19 protein-coding genes are annotated in these 17,520 nt (G+C 30.1%); 10 read left to right on the top strand and 9 right to left on the bottom strand.

Annotated elements, in window-relative coordinates; genetic code table 11:
* Positions 1 to 26 precede the first annotated feature (26 nt).
* The 5 genes from WHD08_RS02750 to WHD08_RS02730 all read right to left on the bottom strand — a co-directional run bounded on the left by WHD08_RS02750 (position 27) and on the right by WHD08_RS02730 (position 4,694).
* Positions 27 to 1,979 carry a DUF4365 domain-containing protein gene (locus tag WHD08_RS02750; RefSeq protein WP_340833446.1) on the bottom strand — a complete coding sequence of 651 codons (1,953 nt, stop codon included), beginning with the start codon at positions 1,977 to 1,979 and terminating at the stop codon, positions 27 to 29.
* A gap of 130 nt (positions 1,980 to 2,109) precedes the next feature.
* A complete protein-coding gene (locus WHD08_RS02745) occupies positions 2,110 to 2,943 on the bottom strand; it encodes an IS3 family transposase (RefSeq protein ID WP_244183341.1) in 834 nt (277 codons plus the stop codon).
* Positions 2,944 to 2,945: 2 nt separating this feature from the next.
* Positions 2,946 to 3,461 carry a helix-turn-helix domain-containing protein gene (locus WHD08_RS02740; protein WP_208889910.1) on the bottom strand — a complete coding sequence of 172 codons (516 nt, stop codon included), beginning with the start codon at positions 3,459 to 3,461 and terminating at the stop codon, positions 2,946 to 2,948.
* A 123-nt stretch (positions 3,462 to 3,584) separates the two neighbouring features.
* Positions 3,585 to 4,118, bottom strand: coding sequence for a hypothetical protein (locus tag WHD08_RS02735; protein WP_340833445.1), 534 nt, complete (start codon positions 4,116 to 4,118; stop codon positions 3,585 to 3,587).
* Between the two features lie 15 nt (positions 4,119 to 4,133).
* Positions 4,134 to 4,694: a hypothetical protein gene (locus WHD08_RS02730; RefSeq protein WP_208889319.1), complete on the bottom strand. Its 561-nt coding sequence runs from the start codon at positions 4,692 to 4,694 to the stop codon at positions 4,134 to 4,136.
* 425 nt (positions 4,695 to 5,119) lie between these two features.
* Between WHD08_RS02730 and WHD08_RS02725 the strand changes: the two genes are divergently transcribed.
* On the top strand, positions 5,120 to 5,374 hold the full coding sequence (locus WHD08_RS02725) for a helix-turn-helix domain-containing protein (protein ID WP_208889320.1): 255 nt from the start codon (positions 5,120 to 5,122) through the stop codon (positions 5,372 to 5,374).
* A 233-nt stretch (positions 5,375 to 5,607) separates the two neighbouring features.
* On the opposite strand, the gene WHD08_RS02720 is transcribed toward WHD08_RS02725, so the two are convergent.
* The gene (locus WHD08_RS02720; RefSeq protein WP_165734164.1) at positions 5,608 to 6,249 is read right to left on the bottom strand and encodes a DUF6266 family protein; all 642 of its coding nucleotides are present in this window, start codon (positions 6,247 to 6,249) and stop codon (positions 5,608 to 5,610) included.
* 543 nt (positions 6,250 to 6,792) lie between these two features.
* Between WHD08_RS02720 and WHD08_RS02715 the strand changes: the two genes are divergently transcribed.
* From WHD08_RS02715 to WHD08_RS02675, 9 genes are all read left to right on the top strand, one after another.
* Positions 6,793 to 7,827, top strand: coding sequence for a sensor histidine kinase (locus WHD08_RS02715; RefSeq protein WP_208889321.1), 1,035 nt, complete (start codon positions 6,793 to 6,795; stop codon positions 7,825 to 7,827).
* Positions 7,828 to 7,830: 3 nt separating this feature from the next.
* Positions 7,831 to 8,559, top strand: a complete 729-nt coding sequence (locus WHD08_RS02710; protein WP_208889322.1) for a LytR/AlgR family response regulator transcription factor — start codon at positions 7,831 to 7,833, stop codon at positions 8,557 to 8,559.
* A 1,211-nt stretch (positions 8,560 to 9,770) separates the two neighbouring features.
* On the top strand, positions 9,771 to 10,094 hold the full coding sequence (locus tag WHD08_RS02705; RefSeq protein WP_165734414.1) for a GIY-YIG nuclease family protein: 324 nt from the start codon (positions 9,771 to 9,773) through the stop codon (positions 10,092 to 10,094).
* Positions 10,095 to 10,978: 884 nt separating this feature from the next.
* Complete coding sequence (locus tag WHD08_RS02700; protein ID WP_165731254.1) at positions 10,979 to 11,473, top strand: TlpA family protein disulfide reductase; 495 nt, start codon at positions 10,979 to 10,981, stop codon at positions 11,471 to 11,473.
* Between the two features lie 10 nt (positions 11,474 to 11,483).
* Positions 11,484 to 12,182, top strand: coding sequence for a thioredoxin family protein (locus WHD08_RS02695; protein WP_208889323.1), 699 nt, complete (start codon positions 11,484 to 11,486; stop codon positions 12,180 to 12,182).
* Positions 12,183 to 12,418: 236 nt separating this feature from the next.
* Positions 12,419 to 12,853 (top strand): hypothetical protein, encoded by a 435-nt coding sequence (locus WHD08_RS02690; RefSeq protein WP_208889324.1) that lies wholly within the window; start codon positions 12,419 to 12,421, stop codon positions 12,851 to 12,853.
* 21 nt (positions 12,854 to 12,874) lie between these two features.
* Complete coding sequence (locus tag WHD08_RS02685) at positions 12,875 to 13,078, top strand: hypothetical protein (protein ID WP_208889325.1); 204 nt, start codon at positions 12,875 to 12,877, stop codon at positions 13,076 to 13,078.
* A gap of 250 nt (positions 13,079 to 13,328) precedes the next feature.
* The gene (locus tag WHD08_RS02680) at positions 13,329 to 13,631 is read left to right on the top strand and encodes a hypothetical protein (RefSeq protein WP_165731251.1); all 303 of its coding nucleotides are present in this window, start codon (positions 13,329 to 13,331) and stop codon (positions 13,629 to 13,631) included.
* A 370-nt stretch (positions 13,632 to 14,001) separates the two neighbouring features.
* Complete coding sequence (locus tag WHD08_RS02675) at positions 14,002 to 14,583, top strand: DUF6515 family protein (protein ID WP_165731250.1); 582 nt, start codon at positions 14,002 to 14,004, stop codon at positions 14,581 to 14,583.
* A 195-nt stretch (positions 14,584 to 14,778) separates the two neighbouring features.
* On the opposite strand, the gene WHD08_RS02670 is transcribed toward WHD08_RS02675, so the two are convergent.
* From WHD08_RS02670 to WHD08_RS02660, 3 genes are all read right to left on the bottom strand, one after another.
* The gene (locus WHD08_RS02670; protein ID WP_208889326.1) at positions 14,779 to 16,032 is read right to left on the bottom strand and encodes a mechanosensitive ion channel family protein; all 1,254 of its coding nucleotides are present in this window, start codon (positions 16,030 to 16,032) and stop codon (positions 14,779 to 14,781) included.
* Positions 16,033 to 16,202: 170 nt separating this feature from the next.
* Positions 16,203 to 16,841: a thiamine phosphate synthase gene (locus WHD08_RS02665; protein ID WP_208889327.1), complete on the bottom strand. Its 639-nt coding sequence runs from the start codon at positions 16,839 to 16,841 to the stop codon at positions 16,203 to 16,205.
* A 44-nt stretch (positions 16,842 to 16,885) separates the two neighbouring features.
* Positions 16,886 to 17,500, bottom strand: coding sequence for a DEAD/DEAH box helicase (locus WHD08_RS02660; RefSeq protein WP_208889328.1), 615 nt, complete (start codon positions 17,498 to 17,500; stop codon positions 16,886 to 16,888).
* Between the last annotated feature and the right edge of the window lie 20 nt (positions 17,501 to 17,520).

The raw sequence follows: 17,520 nt of genomic DNA, 5'->3' as shown, positions 1-17,520 counted from the left end.
AAGTGAGCTAAAACCAGCAATAAAGTTTATACGGTGTTATGCCCTTTTATTATTTCATGAATACTTTCAAACTTACCTTTTGGATTTAATATTCTAACAGTTGGAATATCATTCAATTTCTCTTTTTTAGGAAGTAATTGTTCTATTACTTCAATAATATCGTTTATTGATTCAGTTTGAATTTGATTTTCTAATTCAATATACAATTGTTCTAAATAATCTTCTTTATTATAAAAATATGCAGTCTTTATTATTAATGGAAGTAATGCTATAGATTCATTCGAATGGAAACTACATAAAGTCGCGTTTCTCCAAGCCTCAATATCATTATTTTGAGTTAATCCAGCCATTGTAAAACTAAAAGTAGCTTTGTATTTATCCTTTATATCTGTGTATGAAATACCTAAATTGAACCAAGCTAAACCTGAAAGCATATCATATTTTAATGCTTTATTTAATGTGGTGATTGGATTTTCGCTCTTTTTAATTAAGCTTAAGTCCGCAAATTTACTTGCTTCTTTTCCATTTCGTATTTGATGTTCAATGCCATAATCATTAATTATTGATTGAAGACAAATGGTTTTAAGAAGAAATTCATCAACAGGTTTTTCAGAATGGTCGAGATATTTGTTGAAATACACTAAAGCATTAGTGTATTCACCTGCATACATTAATGAATCAGCATAAAGTGCCATTGTACTGTTGTCTTCTTTTAATTCTAATGATTTAGAATATAATTTTGAAGCCATTTTATATTTTCCCGAACGGAAAAGCATACTCGCTATTTCATTAAAAAAGTAGAATTGGTCTAAATAAATTGGAGCATATTTTCTAGCTAAATTATAATGATATATAGACTTTTCAAACTCACCTCTACCGCTAAAGTGATTACCAATGTTATAATGTGAAATTCCAATTTGTTGTTTATCCGTATTCACTATTGTTTTTTCAAGTCTTAGTTTTAGAAAATCCTCAATTATTTTATTTATTCGCTCACTTTTTGAGTTTGAGACAAGTAGTAAATTTATTTGGGTCATTAAATTTAAACCAATAAATTTTTCATCATCTAGAATTTTCCCAACAAGACTTAATGTGTTTTTTAAAAATGTAGAATTAAAAAGTGGAGCTAAGCAAAACTCTAATAATTCAGTTTTTTCTAATAGTATTGACTCAAGGTTGTTCTCAAAAATTATTTTACCAGCATATTCAATTTGGTTTAATTTAATTAATCCTATAGCTATTCCAAGTAATATGTTTTTTGTAATCTCTGTTGAAAAATTATCTTTTTTGATTATATCAATACTATGAAAAGAACATCCACTTAATTCCGAAATATTTATTTTAAGTTCTTTTTTAGATAATGTAATTTCTATAAGAGAATTCTCATCTTCAGAAAAAGTAACAAAATCTGTATATTCTTGTAATTGTTTTTTTAATTGAGTTAATATAATTCTTTTTGAGGTATCATTAATTTTAGTTTCTTTAATTATTATCGAAATAGGAATAGGGAAACTAAATAAACCAGATTTTAAGTTTCTTATTTTCTTTAGATAATTTTCAATTTTTTTATTTGTAGTTTCAAGCCACTTATCATCTTCTGAAAGTTTTATTCTAAATGTTTTTGCTTCTTTTTTAGAAAAAAACAAATCTACATTATGAATCCATTTAACATAAATTGTATCGTCAGAATCAGAATAACGAACAAGTAATATGGGAATATCAAGAGTTTTATAATATTGTAAGGTTTCAATACTAAAATCAACATTTAGAATGATAGATTTTTCTGTTGATTCTGTTGCTTTCAACTGAACCCAAAAAACTAAACCTTGAGGTGTTTTTGCATTATCAAAAAGTTCAACTTCTCCATCAATTCCGTAATCTTTAGATTTATCTCTAAAGACCCATTTTCTTGGTAGAGCAAGTTGAAATTTTGCTCTTGAAATATCTTCAATTTCGTGTTGATTTACTCTTTTAGGCATATGATTTTTTCTAATTGGGCATAACGTTGTTGTATATGGTTTGTTGCGTGTTTTAAGCAACTAATTTAGTAAATAATTACCAACCAAGAAAGTAGACTGCACCCAAAAGCTTAGACAAATTTATAATTAATTATTGATAATAAAGAGCTCTATATTCTACTGGGCTCATTCCATTTAAATTTAGTTTAATTCTTTCTGTATTATAATATTTTATATACTCTTTAATTTCTTTTTTCAATTGAATAATCGATATGTATTTGTTTAAATAAAATAATTCAGATTTTAAGATACCAAAGAAATTTTCAATTATTGCATTGTCTAGACAGTTTCCTTTTCTAGACATACTTTGTGTAATTCCTTTTTCTTTTAATAACCGTTGATATTGTTTCATTTGATATTGCCAACCTTGATCTGAATGTAATATAATGTTTGCTTGGTTAGGAACCTTCTTAAAAGACTTTTTTAGCATCTTAACCACTTGTTCGAAGTTAGGTCTTTCAGATAATTCATAACTAACTATTTCGCCATTGTATAAATCAATTATTGGTGATAAATATAATTTATTTCCAAAGACTTTAAATTCGGTAATATCAGTTGCCCATTTTGTATTAGGTTTGGTTGTTTTAAAATTACGTTGAAATATATTGGGTGCTATTTCACCTATCTGTCCTTTGTAAGATTTATATTTTTTAATTCTTATCAAACTTTTTAAACCTAATTTTCGCATTAATCTTAAAATTGTTTTATGATTTATAACAAGTCCTCTTTTGTTTATTTCTAAGGTGATTCTTCTATAACCATATCTTCCTTTATGATAATGATATATCTCTTTAATTAAGATTTTTACCTCTTCATATTTATCTGTTAATTGACTTCTTTTTTTGTGATAATAATAACTGCTTCTTGCCATATTGGTATGATTTAGTAATAATTCTAAACTATACTTATGCCTTAATTCTGTTATGGCTAGCGCTTTTTGCTTTGCGCTGCTAGAACTAAGGCTTGTAACTTTTTTAGCAAATCCAGCTCAGCTCTTAACGATTCATTTTCCAATAGAAGTTCATCTTCCCTTGTTAAAGGTTTATTAGACTTCTTTTTTGCTCTCTTAAATTCCATAGATCTAGGTCTTCCTCTTGGTTTATTATTTAAGCCTGTAATTCCTAGTTTTTTATAATTCCTTTGCCAATTCATTATTGCAGATTTGGTTGGAATATTAAACTTTAAACAAGCTTGACTTAAAGATAATGAATCATCTACAATAGATTCTAAAACTTTCAATTTAAATTTTAAGCTATATTCTTGATTTTCTCTAGGTAATAAACCTTTTTTACCATGCTTTTCATAAAAACTAACCCAGCTATGAAGAGATGTGTGATGAATACCGTTCAATAACGAAACAGTGGAAACTGCTTGATTTTTTTTTAATACTTGTTCTACACAACGTAGTTTAAAATCGTAACTATACTTGACTTTTCTTCCCATAAAAATACCCTCAAATAGTGTCTAACTTTTTGGGGGCAGTGTAAAAGTCCGCGAGGACTTTCGTAAGTAAGCGAGAAGCCAGCAATAAATTATATACGGTGTTACCCAACGTTTTTTATTCAATTATCTTTTTTTTATATAATCTTTTATCAAATTGTTATAACATTTCATTGATGTAAACTGTGTACAATTTATTCCGATGAGTTCAATGCCGTATTCATCTTTTAATCTTTCTTCAAATTCCAAAGCGGAATTATATTTATTCTGAAAATATTTGAGTTCTCCATTTATTAAGTCTTCCTCAAATCGCTTTTGAATTTTTTTACAAGATTTAAATTCAAAATATTTATAATATTCAGACATTCCTTTATTACATTGGATTCTGTTATAGTTATCTTTTGCTAAACGTAGGTTAAAAAACATTGAGAAGCAGAAAGAGATAATCGTAATAATTAATATAAAGGTTAAAGTCTTTTTTAATTTTCCTCTTATTAAGTAGATGATAAAGCTTATAAATCCTAAATAAAAAAAGAGTTTTGCATAATCTAAATCAGGAATTACACTTACAATTTCGTCCTTATATTTAATATTGACTAAAATAAAAATAGCATTAACTAGAAAAAGTAATAAAGTAATTTGTTTTATTTTAATCTTCATTGTTACCCAACGTTTTTATTCAATTCCTATTTCTTTATAAATATCATTTATTGAGTTATCATATTTCTCCTTTAAATATTTGTCAACTAATTTATTGTAGCATTCCATTTCCGACCTTAACATACAACCCATTGAGAAATATTCGATATCATATTTTGATTTTAGAATATCTTTCATTTCTGTAATTGAAAACATACCAAACTGAAAGTATTTAACTTTTCCTTTTTCTAAGTCAACAGCGAATCTTTTTTCCATTTCCACACAAGTTTTTAATTCAGAATATTCAGAAAGTCGATTTTGGCGTAATATATTTTCAAAATTTTTGGTCGAAAGATGTATATTAAGAATTAGAGAAATTCCAAAAGCTCCAATTATTATTTTAGTCAAAATTTTTCGATTTTTTTTAATAATAAAATATAGTCCAAAACTTATTAAACCAATTATAAATAGGATTTGCGAAATTTCTAATTCCAACTTAAATTCATACCAATACCACAATTCAATAGAATTAAAAATAATTAGAATAGTTCCAATAATTCCTAATGTGAATAGTAAATATTTCGTTTTTGAGTTCATTTGTTAATGTTGGGTAACTACTTATATAAGTTATTAATTAAACTATATACTACCAAAAAGAGGGGATATCAAAACTTTTTAGAAGTATTATTCTTCTATAGTATTTGATGCTTTTAGCAGCTAGACGAATGTAGTTACTTTTTACAAACTTTCAAAGATAATTTCTAGTAATTATTGGCTTTGTTTTCATAAAACAACTCCTTGCGTATTTGGCTTTTAGCTGATGTTAGCAGCTAATTATTTCACACATGCTAGTGTTAGCGTAAAATGTATAAATAGGGGCTTAAAAGCAATATTGTAACAACATATTCTCCATTAATAACTACGTGTTTTTAAGAGCTATTTTTTAGTTTTAAAAAAAAAGTACTACCTTAGAAGAAACCCTTTTTGCTATAGAGCGGTTTGTTCACTTAAATAAAAAGAAAATGAAAAAAGAAAAAAAGCACCTACCAGTGTCAGAAAACAAGCACTTAGAATTTGACCACGATTTGTTAAAAGGAGAAATCTGGCTTACTACAGAAGAAGCCATGGCGCATTTAAAGGTAAGCCGCAGTACCATGTACAGATTGCGTAAAAAGAACCTGATACCAAACTTTAAATTAGGGCACATACCCATGTACCCAAAACACCTGTTAAATAAGTTGTTAATGCATCTTGCTTTAAAGGATTTAAAATACTAGTAAGAGGTAGTTTATAGTCAACCCCTTGTTATTTTAAAAGCAGATTTTAATACTTCACAAACACAAAAAAAGCGCAGTAACATATCACTATTATAGGTGATGCATATTTGCGCTTTTATATTTAATTTTCATTTAAATACCCTTTTTCGTTTACCTTTTATAACCATTGCTGTTGCTTTAGAATAGCTTAAAAACAAGTATAGTTATGCTAGGTTACTAGAGGTTACTTTTTTTTACAGTACTGTTGCATTGCCTAGATAGGTACTTACGGCTGCAAAATTGGTGTCTGGTTTGTAAAACGAACCCCAAACCTCTACCTCAAAACTAGACATATAACTAGGCAAAGTAACTACGCCTGTGGTAGCATTTCTTGTAGCTACATTTAAATTAGAATAAAACAAATTAAGATCGGGTGCGTAGACTACTACCATCAGTTCGTCTGTAGCGGTGGCTTTTCCTTGTCCGCTATTGTCTGTCCAACCCAAATTTATAGTTTGTGCCGGCGCTATGGTTAGGGTACCAGTATCTATCCCTCTTAAATCTCCTTTGCTTATCAATACTTTAGCATAATCCATAACCATGCCTTGTGGAGCGTTTATTACCGCGTTTTTAAGATGGTAAGACGTAGCCAAATTACTACGCGATTTATCGCCCTGTGGGTTGCCAAAATATTCACTTAATATGGCTCCAATCGGACTTAAAAAACCAATGACTGTTTTAAACTTTTGGCGTTGTTCCTCTTGTTTTTCTGAAGGCGTATATTTACCACGTTGGGGTAAACTACGCATTACATTTTTTCCACGCCATCTAGAACCTACTACGTTACCTACCTTGCCAGAAAATCCGCCAAGTATTCCTTTTTCAAATGTTGCCATAATAATTGTTTTTTATGATTAATATACCCTAAATCTATGTGCTAAATTATTAACAAACAAAACCTTGGAGCCGGCTTACATCTATAGACCTTTTTTAAGCGAAAGAAATGGATTAGGCTAAACATTGCGGACTTATAACAAAGGTTGCTTTTTACGGAATTAAACCGCCATTTACTGACCTTTGTTGACACATAACAGTGGTTTTACTAAGGTTTTGTTCGGGTTTTGTTCGGGGATGCTTCGGGTAGGTTAGGGGTGTGTTTTTTAAAAATAGATACTTTTAGGGAGCAATCACGGACCAAACAAGTAGTAGTTTTAAAGAAATACCAATACTGTTGTGTTATTGTTTGCTTTTTAAGAACAATTACCATCTATAAAAAGCTGTTATTGGTATAGAGAATACTGTAAAACATCAATTAAGTGGCACCAAAATGCTAAATAGTTTTACCTTTGATTTGTTCTTAAAAAAATAATATTATTAAATAATGAATTGTAAGCAAAAAGCTGAATGCTGTTTTAGTTTGCCATTCAAAAACAAATAAAATGTATAAAAATAAAAACATAACGCTCTTTTCTCATATACTCGTTTGGCTTGTACTCTTTAGCATGCCTTATTTATTATCTTATGGGCAAGAACAAGATTTGAATAGAGTTATTGCACATTTTTGGATCCCAATTGCGTTTTATGCCATTATATTTTATGCCAATTATTTTGTATGGATAGACAAGTATTTGTTCTCTAATAAAACAGTTCATTTTATTATTATTAATCTAATTGTTATTGCCTCTTTTATTATATTAAAGGAAATACTTAAAGATTATTATTTTAATGAAACCTTCAAAATTACGCCTAAAAAAGAGGGAGTAGGGCCACCTATTAAAATGTTTTTGTACATACAAATGCTCTCATATATGGCACCTTTATTATTTTCAATATCCATAAAAACTACCAAAAGGTGGATACAAACAGAAGCGGAACGAAAAGAAGCGGCAAATGTTAAATTAAAATCGGAATTACAACATTTACATTATCAGTTGCAACCGCATTTCTTTTTTAATTCTTTGAATAATATTTATGCGATGGTAGATATTTCACCAGATCAAGCCAAAACATCTATTCACAGTTTAAGTAAATTGATGCGCTATATGTTGTATGAAACAAATGTTGAATTGATCTCGCTATCTAAAGAAATCGATTTTATGAAAAAGTACATCGATTTAATGAAATTGCGTGTTTCCGACAAAACGGTTGTCAATTATAATTTTCCACAGCAAGAAACAGGCATTAAAGTTGCCCCTTTATTATTTATATCTTTAATAGAGAATGCTTTTAAACATGGTGTTTCCGCTAGTAAATCGAGTACTATTGATATCAACATCAGTACGCAAGATAAAACGGTTTTGTTTACCATAGAAAATGATGATTTCCCTAAAAAATCTGATGATAAAAGTGGTTCTGGTATTGGACTTGTAAATATTAAAAAACGTTTAGAATTATTATATTTGAATAAAAATAGTTTCAGTACCATTGTAAAAGACAATCGTTTTATAGCTAAATTAGAAATTGAAACCAACTAACGTATGAGCAATATAAAAATTACCTGTGTTATTGTAGATGATGAACCAATGGCGCTTAATTTAGTAGAGAGTTATGTAGAAAAAACACCTTTTTTAGTTTTAAAAAAGAAGTGTAGCAGTGCTATTGAAGCTATGGAATTTATAAAAAATGAACCCGTAGATTTATTGTTTTTAGACATACAAATGCCAGATTTAACAGGTATTGAATTTTCTAAAATGTTACCAAAAGAAACCCGTGTTATTTTTACCACTGCGTTTGATCAATATGCGTTGGAAGGTTTTAAAGTAGAAGCCTTAGACTATCTTTTAAAACCTTTTGATTATGCAGAATTTTTAGCCTCAGCCAACAAAGCAAATACGTGGTTCGAATTGGTAAAAGGAAAAAAACAGCCTATAGTTTCTGATGAAAAAGAGTTTCTTTTTGTAAAATCGGAATACAAACAATTGCGTATTAAATTGGCAGATGTCTTGTATTTTGAAGGATTGAAAGATTATATTAAAATTTGGATGAAAGACAATCCGAAGGCTATTCTAACACTCATGAGCTTAAAATCTTTGGAAGCAGAATTGCCAGAAGCTCAATTTATGCGCGTGCACCGTTCTTTTATTGTCTCCCTAAAAAACATTGAAGTGATTGAGAGAAGTCAGATTGTAATTAACAAACAACGGATTACGGTTTCTGAAAATTACAAACCTAAGTTTTTGGAGTTTGTGAATAATAATTCTTTGTAAGGAATTAGCACTTCTTTGTCATTCCGAAGAATTGAGGAATCCCATCATGCTTAAGCTAACTTTAATCCTCCTTATGAGATTCTTCCTTTGTCAGAATGACAAAACTGTGTTTAAAACTCAAAGCTGTCATTCCAAACAACGCCTTTGTCATTCCGAAGTATTGAGGAATCCCATCCTGCTCGAGGCCAACTTTTAATGCTCCTTTTGTGATTTCTCCTTTGTCGGAATGACAAAACTGTGTGTGAAACTCAGAGGTAACATTCCAAACAACGCCTGTGTCATTCCGAAGAATTGAGGAATCCCATCATGCTCGAACCAACTTTTAATCCTCCTTATGAGATTCCTCCTTTGTCGGAATAACAAAACTATGTGTAAAACTCAGAGATAACATTCCAAACAACGCCTGTATGTCATTCCGAAGAATTGAGGAATCGCATCATGCTTGAACCAACTTTTAATCCTCCTTATGTGATTCCTCCTTTGTCGGAATGACAAAACTATGTGTAAAACTCAGAGGTAACGTTCCAAACAACACCTTTGTCATTCCGAAGTAATGAGGAATCCCATCCTGCTCAACCAAACTTTAATGCTCTTTATGAGGTTCCTCCTTTGTCGGAATAACAAAACTGTGTGTGAAACTCAAAGGTAACATTCCAAACAACGCCTGTGTCATTCCGAAGAATTGAGGAACCGCATCCTCCTTGAGCCAACCTTAATCCTCCTTATGAGATTCCTCCTTTGTCGGAATGACAAGATTGTGTTTAAAACTCAGAGGTAACATTCCAAACAACACAGTTTTGTCATTCAGAAGAATTGAGGAATCGCATCCTGCTTGAACCAACTTTTGATCCTCCTTATGTGATTCCTCCTTTGTCGGAATGACAAGATTGTGTGTAAAACTCAGAGTTAACATTCCAAACAACGCCTGTGTCATTCCGAAGAATTGAGGAATCCCATCATGCTTAAGCAAACTTTAATCCTCCTTATGAGATTCCTCCTTTGTCGGAAAGACAAAACTGTTTGTAAAACTATGAGATAACATTCAAAACAACGCCTATGTCATTCCGAAGAATTGAGGAATCTCATCATGCTTGAACCAACTTTTGATCCTCCTTATGAGATTCCTCCTTTGTTTGAATAACAAAACTGCGATGTTTATTTATTAAAATAGATTGATTTTCATATATTTAACGTAAAAAACAGCTAAAATCATGATAGAGTTTCAACAAGGATATCATACCTATTATGTGTATGTCATCACCAATAAATACCGTTCTACTTTTTATATTGGTGTAACTAATAATTTAGAAAAACGTTTAATACGTCACAAAACAAATATTGAAATCGGTGTTAAAACTTTTGCCTCTAGGTATAATATTCAACATTTAGTATATTATCAAAAATTTGAATGGATTCAATTAGCAATTGCGCGCGAAAAAGAATTAAAAGGTTGGAGACGTGAAAAAAAGTTGAATTTAATACGCTCTTTTAATAGCAATTTTGAGTTTTTAGAAGATCAATTTATTAATAAATAATTTAAAACAACGCCTTTGTCATTCCTAAGAATTGAGGAATACCATCATACTTAAGCTAACTTTAATCCTCCTTATGAGATTCCTCCTTTGTCGGAATGACAAAATTGTGTGTAAAACTCAGAGGTAACATTCCCAACAACGCTTTTGTCATTCCGAAGAATTGAGGAATCGCATCATGCTTGAATCAACTTTTAATCCTCCTTATGAGATTTCTCCTTTGTCGAAATGTCAAAACTGTGTGTAAAACTAAAAGGTAGTATTCAAAACAACGCTTTTGTCATTCCGAAGTAATGAGGAATCCCATCATGCTCGATCCAACTTTATCCTCCTTATGTGATTCCTCCTTTGTCGGAATGACAAGATTGTGTGTAAAACTCAGAGTTAACATTCCAAACAACGCCTGTGTCATTCCGAAGAATTGAGGAACCGCATCATGCTTGAGCCAACCTTAATCCTCCTTATGAGATTCCTCCTTTGTCGGAATGACAAAACTGTGTGTAAAACTCAGAGGTAACATTCCAAACAACGCATTTGTCATTCCGAAGAATTGAGGAACCGCATCATGCTCAACCAAACTTTAATGCGCTTTATGAGATTCCTCCTTTGTCGGAATGACAAGACTGTGTGTGAAACTCAAAGGTAACATTCCAAACAACGCCTTTGTCATTCCGAAGTAATGAGGAATCCCATCATGCTCGATCCAACTTTATCCTCCTTATGTGATTCCTCCTTTACAAGAATAACAAAACCTATTGTTTTCTAATCTTCTTCTATAATAAAGACAGTTTCATAGATAAAATGTGAAATATTATCTATTTTGTTTTATTTAAAGAAATAATACAAATACTTTTAAACTTTACTAGATCAAATAATTAAAGATACATATGTATAAAAATATTTTAATAGTAGTTTCTGTGCTATTTCTTGGTTTTACAACACAAAGTAATTCACAGAATAACAAAAACACAAATATTCCGGTTTTAAATTTTGAAACTTTAGAGCCTTATTTATATACAGATTCGGAAGAAATACATATTGTCAATTTTTGGGCGATGTGGTGTGCACCTTGTGTAAAAGAATTACCAATATTAGAAGCGTATCAAAAGCAGCATCCTAATGTAAAAATTACATTGGTAAGTTTAGATTTTCCAGATGATCTAGAAACAAAAGTAAAACCGTTTTTAAAACGAAAAGGAATTACATCTAATGTAGTTCTTTTAGACGACCCAGACGCTAATAGTTGGATCGATAAAATAGACCCAAATTGGTCTGGATCTATACCATTTACAATTATATTCAACAATAAAAAAAGGACTTTTCATGAACGTATGTTTGAGAGTTTAGAAGACCTTGAGAATGAAATAAAAAAAATAAATTAAAACCACAATCATGAAAAAAAGCAAATTAGTTTTCGCTGCCATTATTTTAATGAGCAGTCTATTTATTACCCATACAGCAACGGCACAAGATAGAAAAGGTCCACCACCAAACGGAGATAGAAAAGATCCTCCAAGAGGCGGACACAGCCCCGTACAATCTAAAACATTAGAAGAAATTGGTGGATATAAAATAGGAGATGTGGCTGCTGATTTTAAATTAAAAAATGTAGATGAAAGTACGTTTTCTTTATCAGATATTAAGGATGCAAAAGGATACATTGTCGTTTTTACGTGTAATGAATGTCCGTTTTCTAAACTGTATGAAGACAGATTAGCAGCGCTTCATAACACTTACGCTTCTAAAGGATATACTGTGGTTGCTATCAATCCGAACGTAAGTGAAGATAATGACAAAGAAAGTTTTAAAGCCATGCAAAAAAGAGCCTCAGAAAAAGCGTTTCCGTTTGTGTATTTAGCAGATGAAAACCAGGAAGTATCTCCTAAATTTGGAGCTGTAAGGACGCCACACGTGTTTTTATTAGACGCAGATAAAAAAGTACAATACATTGGTACTATTGATGATAATGCAAGGTCTGCAAGAGCTGTTAAAGTAAAATATGTAGAAGATGCTATTGCGGCTTTAGAAAATGGTGAAAAACCGACACCAAACTTTACAAAAGCTATTGGATGTCCTGTAAAAGTGAAATAGTACGTTATTATTTAATAGAGTAACATCGTAAAAAGACTGTTAAAATACTAGTGCGTGTGTGTTTGTGTTTCTTTTTTCTTCGGAAAATATCACAAACATTTGCGCACTTTTTATTTTATATCCATAAAAAAAAACATTCAAAATAGTATTATGAAGCTGTTTCGTAAAATAAGAAGAAATTTAATAGAATTAGGCAAGTTTAAATCCTATGCCTTGTATGCTTAGGTGAAATAGTTTTGATTGTAATTGCTGTTTCTATTGCTTGGAAGATAAATGATTTAAGCGATATTCAAAAAAACAACAGTCTGGTAGATGAAATTTATACCAATCTACATGATGAATTAACAACCAATTTGCGTTTGTTAAAACGTTCTATAGAAGAAAACACAGAAACTATTACAGGTTTAGAAAACACGTTAAATTATGTAGGTAAAAGCACCAATGAATTGACGCAAGGTGCTAAAGATACCATTTTGAATGTAGCCGTAAATGAAGTGAATTTACAAGAAAGTTCTGTAAAATCTATTCTTAGTACAGCTAAAATGGAATTGATAGAAAGTAGTAAACTAAAAGATTTAATAGCTACGTATTTAACCAAAATTGAGCAATTTAATAATCAGGATAAGAAAAATAAAAACATCGTAGAAAACAAGATAAAACCTACTCTATAAAAGTTTATTTCATTAATAGATATGCTACCTAATAATGATCTAAAATATAAACAGATTAAAGAATTTGGGCGTAAATCTGATTATAAAGCCTTACTTTCTAGTCAAAAATATCAGAATAATGTTATCGATCGCTTAATACAAACTCAAATACAATTAGGATATGCAAGAACTTTACATAGTAAAACTAAAATACTGATTACTAGATTACAAGAAGAAATAGAATAGCCTATCATAAATCGTTTGTTTACACCAATATTTAGCTAACAAAAACCGCTTTGTAACGATCATTTACCCATGTATTATTACAGAGTTTTGAGTGTTTTGTTCTAATCATTTAATAAATCATAAAGTCAATTTAATTTCATCTATTGTGAGCTCTAATTAAGCGGCAAATACATGTAGTTTGTCTATTTCGTTTTATCAAACCAACCGATAAAAGTACTTTTGATGCAACATAAAATCATACATATATAACATGAAAAAAGTCGCATTAACTTTAGTATTATCAGCTACAATGTTTAGCTGTAATAGTATTCAGAATATTGGTTCTTCATCTAACCTTAAACAAGCAGCAACCTTATTAGGTTCTTTAAGCTCTAATTCTACAGTACAGCAAATTACAACTCTTTTTACTTTATTAGACACCAATAAAGATGAAGCAATTAGCACAACAGAAGCAATTGGTTCTGTAGCAGAAAACTTTAATGTATTAGATACAGATAGTAACTCTACTTTAAATCTAACTGAATTAACAGGTTTATTAGATTTATTGAAATAATATAGTTTTGAATTGGAGAGAGGGCATACTTTAATAAGTATGCCCTCTTTTGTTTTTAATAGCATTTGCTTATTCTTGATTGTATGTAAAACAATTAAAATTAAAAAGGTCTTACTAAGTCTATTAAAGGATGTTTTATTTATCAAGTAATTCTACAATGCGCTCTAAGTGATAATGGCATGTTAAAATGAATAAAGAGTAGGTGTTTATTGGTTGACTTTTGTTCGTGCATAATTCTATCTATAAAATTTACTAGTTGATAGATACAAATATCCCGTTTGTCTATTCATTTAAAAAGTCATTAAACCTAAGATATATCTAAGAGTCTTAGAAGTATACAAAAGGAAGTTTAATTTAAAACATTAAAATTATGAAAACATTTATAAAATCATTCGTGTTACCATCTTTGTTTATTGTTGCGGTTGCAACACAAGTTTCTGCACAAAAGCGTACAACAACAACTAAAACGACTACAACCATTAAAAGAAGTACAGCAAGTAAAAGAATTCCTAGTAAGAAAGTAACTTATAAAAAACCTACCAAGAAAGTTGTTTCTGTAAGAAATGTACCCAACAGAACGGTTGTTACTTATAAAAATCAAAACTACTATTATGCAAATAATAAGTATTACACACAATCTAGAGGACGTTATATAGTAATAGCTCCAAAAATTGGATTTAGAGTACGTGTTTTACCAACAAATTATAAAAGAATCATGTTTAACAATTACAACTATTACAATGTAAATGGTACTTTTTATATACAAATAAATAATGAATATGAAGTGGTAGAACCAGAAGTAGGAACAGTAGTTTATGAGTTACCAGATGATTATGAAAAAGTTGTGATAGATGGACAAAGCTATTATGAATATGCAAATATTCTATATGAAAAAGTACAAGTAGATGGTACAAGAGCTTATGAAGTAGTGGGTATTATAGATGTAAACTAACACAAATATATTGGTTGATTTATTGAAAAGTGGTTGTCTAAAAAAAAGTATTTGTCAATCTGAATTCATTTCAGATTCTTATGAATATTAAAATTCAATAAGTAGAGATACTGAAACAAGTTCAGTATGACAAGGTTTTATACTTTTAGACAGCCACTTTTTATGTTTGATTCTTAAAAAAAATGATAGGTAACACTATTTTTTTTTATAATTGATAAAACTAGAATTACTAGGCAGTTCAAAAATTTCTAAGTTAAAATAGGGAACCGCTGCAATTACATGATCAAAAATATCCGACATAATGTATTCGTAGTTTTTCCAGCGTTTATCACTACTAAAAGCATAAATTTCAATCGGAATACCTTGCGTATCTGGTGGCATTTGGCGCACCATAATCATCATATCTTTGTTGGTACCAGAATGGTTTTCTATATAGGTTTCAATATATTTTCTAAAAACCCCAATGTTTGTCAAATTTCTACCGTTTAATAATAGTTCTTTATTGATGTTGTTTTTTTCATTATATGCATCAATATCTGCTTGTCGTGTTTCTAAATAAGTGCTAATAGACTGAATTTTCTTAAAGTCTTCAACTTCTTGTGTAGATAAATAATGAATGCTCTCTAAATTGATATTCAAAGATCTTTTAATACGTCTACCACCAGAATTGGTCATTCCACGCCAGTTTTTAAACGAGTCAGAAATTAGCGCGTAGGTAGGGATTGTTGTAATCGTTTTATCAAAATTTTGAACCTTTACAGTTGATAAATTAATTTCAATAACATCTCCATCTGCACCATATTTTTCAAACGTAATCCAATCACCAATTCTCACCATATCATTGATAGACACTTGAATACTAGCAACAAAACCTAAAATAGTATCTTTAAAAATCAAGATAATAACAGCAGAAGCAGCACCAATGGTAGTAATAAATTTGATAAACTCGATACCTGTAATAATAGCAAAGGCTGATAAAATACCGATTGCCCATGCAAAAATCATAAACACCTGAATGTAACTATCTATCGGTTTATCCTTTAAATTTGGTAAGGTTTTAAAATAGTCTTTTAGAGAATTTAAGAAACTTCTTACTATCCAAAGGACTAAAACAATGGTAAATACCTCTAAACTTTTCTGAATTATATTTTCTATATATTGAAAATCAAAAAACACAAAAGGCACACATTCTAAAGCAAAAATTAACGGAACGATATGCGCTATATTCCGAGGTACTTTATTTTTTACTAAAATATCATCAAAATTAGTCTTACTTTTTGAAGCAAATTGACTGAACAACTGTACAAGAATTTTTCTAATGATATAATCAATTAAAAAGGTAAGAACCGATACCGTTAATAGTAAAGCAAACATATTTATATATGCTGCATAGGTTTCAGGGATTCCTGTATTTACTAAATAATCGTATAATAGATGTGTAATTTTCATAAATGAAGATTTTAAATAAGCCTTAATGTTAAAAAAAGGGGCGACTTATTATATAATTGTATTTAAAACAAACCAAATTATTCAGTTCGTTTTATAAAGTAGTAGCATTTTAGCCTATAGCTAACATGTATAAAACTATATAGAGCTAGGCATAAAGTAAATTATTGAGACTAAAAAGTGTGTCGTTGCTCTTGTGTAGAAGACGCATTTAACAACTCGTTGAACTTTTTAATAGAATCAAAGTTTTGTGAAATTGCATCCGAAACCGCAATTCCAGAAACTCCAGTTTCTAAAATGTCAGCAACATCATCTGTCGTGATTCCTCCAGCACCAATAATAGGAGTTTCAGTTTTTAAAGCTTCCACAATTAAAGAAAAACCATTTATACCTAAATCCTTTGTAGAATTCTCTTTCGTTTCTTTATCCTTAAACGGACTTAAAGTAATATAATCTACTTTTTTGCTAATTAAGGAGTTACAATCTTGCAAGGTGTTTGCTGTTGCGCCAACAATTTGCCAGGTATATAAATGTTCTAAGGCCGTTGTAGCGCAGAAATCTATGTCCTCTAAATGAACACCATCTGCTTTTACTTCTTTCGCAATTTTAAAGTGATTGCTTAAAATTAATCTAGTTTGAAAATGAGATGTAATTTCTCTCGCTTCTAGTGCTAATTTTAAATATTTCTTTTCAGAAATACCTGCAATTTTTAATTGTACCAATTCTGCTCCAGACGAACACGCTTTCTGAATATTTTCTAGATGTTCTTTTGGAGAATTACCTTGAGATATATAGTGTAGTTTAGGAATCATTATATGTACGTTTTGGGTGAGAGTTAAAACTTGTAAAAAGTATTTTATTTAACAGATACTGTTTTAGCGTATTGCATAAAATAAGACTCAAATCGTTTTAAAATAGGGTCCATTTTTTCTGAATACAATACATATTGGCATTTATGTATACTTTGTGTAATTGCCATTAATGCTGCATAGGCCGTTTTTTCAACCAAAAAAGATGCATCATCGATACTTAAAATCTTTAATTGTGTGGTATTTACACCTTCTAATAAAAGCAATTTATTCATGGTTTTAGGCGTAGCAATAAGTACGTCCACTCCTTCAAAAATTTCAGATTTTAACAACTCTATGTGTTCTCTTTCATCACAAGCATAGACACGTAAAGCATCGTATTTACTAAGTTTTATAAATTCGTCATGCAATGCAAGTGCTTTTTCAGAATTTTCGACTAAAACCAATGCCCTTGGTGCAGAACCAACTTCTTGACACTTCAACTTATGCAAAGTAGTAAGTACTAGTGTAGTCGTTTTTCCGCTATTTACTGGAGCTGTACAATAAATGTTTGCACCACTTTTAATAACAGGTATACTTTTACTTTGAAATGGAGTAGGAGTTGTTATTTCTAAAGATTCTAAAATCTCTTTTATATCAGCGTGTAATTTTTTAAAAGGCATATCGAGTAAAAAGCTAATTA

This window comes from Polaribacter sejongensis, assembly GCF_038024065.1.
GTDB lineage: Bacteria > Bacteroidota > Bacteroidia > Flavobacteriales > Flavobacteriaceae > Polaribacter > Polaribacter sejongensis.
Note: the sequence above shows the minus strand (reverse complement) of the source record. Positions and strands in the feature narration are given on the sequence as shown.